This window comes from Thiolapillus sp. (assembly GCF_048562965.1).
Taxonomy (GTDB): domain Bacteria; phylum Pseudomonadota; class Gammaproteobacteria; order Chromatiales; family Chromatiaceae; genus Thiolapillus; species Thiolapillus brandeum_A.
Genome location: NZ_JBHNMF010000509.1, coordinates 1 through 2,342 on the forward strand (window position 1 = coordinate 1; position 2,342 = coordinate 2,342).

General features: G+C 58.1%; 3 protein-coding genes. 1 reads left to right on the top strand and 2 read right to left on the bottom strand.

The window, feature by feature from the left end:
* Positions 1-218 precede the first annotated feature (218 nt).
* Positions 219-521 carry a hypothetical protein gene (locus tag ACOCD2_RS17030; RefSeq protein ID WP_293648419.1) on the top strand — a complete coding sequence of 101 codons (303 nt, stop codon included), beginning with the start codon at positions 219-221 and terminating at the stop codon, positions 519-521.
* A gap of 232 nt (positions 522-753) precedes the next feature.
* On the opposite strand, the gene ACOCD2_RS17035 is transcribed toward ACOCD2_RS17030, so the two are convergent.
* A complete protein-coding gene (locus ACOCD2_RS17035; RefSeq protein ID WP_293648422.1) occupies positions 754-1,848 on the bottom strand; it encodes a HigA family addiction module antitoxin in 1,095 nt (364 codons plus the stop codon).
* Positions 1,841-2,188 carry a type II toxin-antitoxin system RelE/ParE family toxin gene (locus ACOCD2_RS17040; RefSeq protein ID WP_293648425.1) on the bottom strand — a complete coding sequence of 116 codons (348 nt, stop codon included), beginning with the start codon at positions 2,186-2,188 and terminating at the stop codon, positions 1,841-1,843. The genes ACOCD2_RS17035 and ACOCD2_RS17040 overlap by 8 nt, the downstream gene beginning before the upstream one ends.
* Positions 2,189-2,342 lie beyond the last annotated feature (154 nt).

Genomic DNA, 2,342 nt, shown 5'->3' on the forward strand with positions numbered 1-2,342 from the left:
CAAGTTTGCCGAAACCTTCCAGCAGTTGCGTGAGGATTTGCGCATTGCGCTCTGGCCGAATAAACACATCCGCAAGCACAACTACAGCATTTCGGTACGGAGCCACAGTTGTTCATCCTTGAAGATGTCACCGATTCTGGCAAGCGTGTCTTCTGCCTCGTGATAGATTTTGGGACATCCCAGTCCCCAAAATCGACTCGGCCTTTGACAACCTATTTGTGCCCCAGCCGTCCTGGTCACCCAGCACTACGCAACAACTTCGCAAGCTCGTTGCTGCTCCGTACTTGTCTCCCAATGACTGGACGCCGCGTTTGGATGCCTACTTTGCTTCCCCTCTGGCGCTATGCGCACGACGGGTAAGCAGTGCGGCCTCGCGGCTACTGGGGTCTACCAGCCTTCGCTTCGCTCTCCATGGCTGGCAGCGTTTGAACGTGGTCGATGTACTAGGGTACGCAAGATTCCATTTCTTCAAGAAACCGTTCTTTGCGCGTCTTGCGTTTCTTGGCGGCGTAAGTCAATGACTAAAGACCAGTTTTTGCCCGGTGACATCGGATGGATATGCCCCCATTCGCGCAAGTGAAGTGTGCCGGGATCGAGATGCTCCAACCCGATGTAGACGTAGGTCTCGGCCTTGGCCTTGGCCGGATCGACGCGAACAGCCACGTTCTCTACGAATTCATCAAGCCTGACCACCGGCCAGTCCTCCCGGGACGCCCCTGCCCTTCTCACCGCGTGTACATCCACAGACTCCATTCAGCCGGCCTCCCGTTTTGCCCAGCGATAGTATATCTTGAGCTTGTTACCGTGGGTGACCGGCAGCAGGCAGTCGTGTTGCAGGCGGCCGACGACGATGCCGGGGGCAATGCCGATCTGGTGAGCGAAGCACTTGATCTCGTTCAGGGTCCTGCCCCAAGTCTTAACAAAGGTGGCATAGGCCGTGGGCGGTATCAGTTTGTCTCGCGCAAAAGCGTTGGCCTCCTCCTCCTGTTCGCTGTCCATGCCGTTGCCCTCGAGGAAGATTGCCTTGCGACCGTGCTTGAGGATGTGCCCAGCCTCATGAAAAAAGGTGAACCAGAGCTGGTCATTGCTCTTATAGCGCAGGCTCAGCTGAATAACCGCTTTGTTCTTCAGCCAGCGGGTGGCGCCAGAAATGCCGGTCTTGGGCAGCTCGGGCACCAGCACCACGGCGACGCCGACACCAGCGCACAGCTCGACCAAGCGGGGTTCAAACACCTCGGGTGGTTCCCGCGTGAGGGCGCGAATTTCGTCCAGCGCGGCCTGGAACCCGCGCCGGTCGAACGGGGCGCAGTCGATCCGCAGGGCTTCGATCTCGCCCTGCCGCAGCCAGGCGGAGACGGCCTCGGCACAGGGTTCGAAGCGCAGCGACTGTCGGTAGGCGACCTGGTGCTGCTCCCAGACGGTACGCCACTGCTCCGGGTCCGCCACACCGAAGAACCGCAGCACTTCGTCTAGCTGCTCCAGCTTGTCCTTGAATTTTCTGATAAAGCCCCGCTCAGCCATCGCTTTGACCGGCACGCCCTTGAGCCAGTCCAGATGCTCGCGCAGCCGTTGCTGGTCGGCGAGGCGTACGCGATCCTCCTGGTACTGCCGTTCCAGGTTGTTCCAGAAATGGGCGGGCCGACCGAAGACCCGCTCCAGTTTTAGGGCCGTCTCCGGCATGATCCGGGCCTTGCCCCTGATGATTTCATTGACTGTTTTCTTGGTGAACCCCAGCCGATCGGCCAGCTCCGCTTGGGTCATGCCGTAGGAGTCCAGATAGTCTTTCAGCACTTCACCAGGCGAGACCGCGTAATCGGGTACGAAACGGTTCGCTGCTTCCTTAGCCATGGGTGTCCTCCACACAGATGATCTTGATCGCCGTGACCTGAGCCCAGTCTAGACCACCGTCCGATCTTCGAGGTACCGGGTCGTGGTCAGGGACGAATATCAGGCGGTATGGGTGATCCAGGTCGACCGAAAGCTGGCCGTTACGTTTTCCTTCAGTGAGCTCATGGCAGCGCCCGGGCGGACTCTTGGGTGGCCAGAAGTCCATCAGGGTTTCGGCAACACGGAACTCCTGAAGCCGCACGCGGATCTTCCTCGCCCGTCTGGCCCCATGCAGTGCATCGAGTTGCCTGCCCTCGTTGAAGGCTTTTTCCAGCTTTTTAGTCTTGAACGTGATTTCCATATCTTAGCAAGATAACTGTATTTTATTAACTCAATGGGTAACTACTCACCCCTATCAGCATAGAGCTGTCCCGAAAAGGCCATTTGAATGGCGACCAGCGGATTGTATCCCTGATTTGCCATGGTCTGCAGGTAACTGGAGATGCGGCAATAGG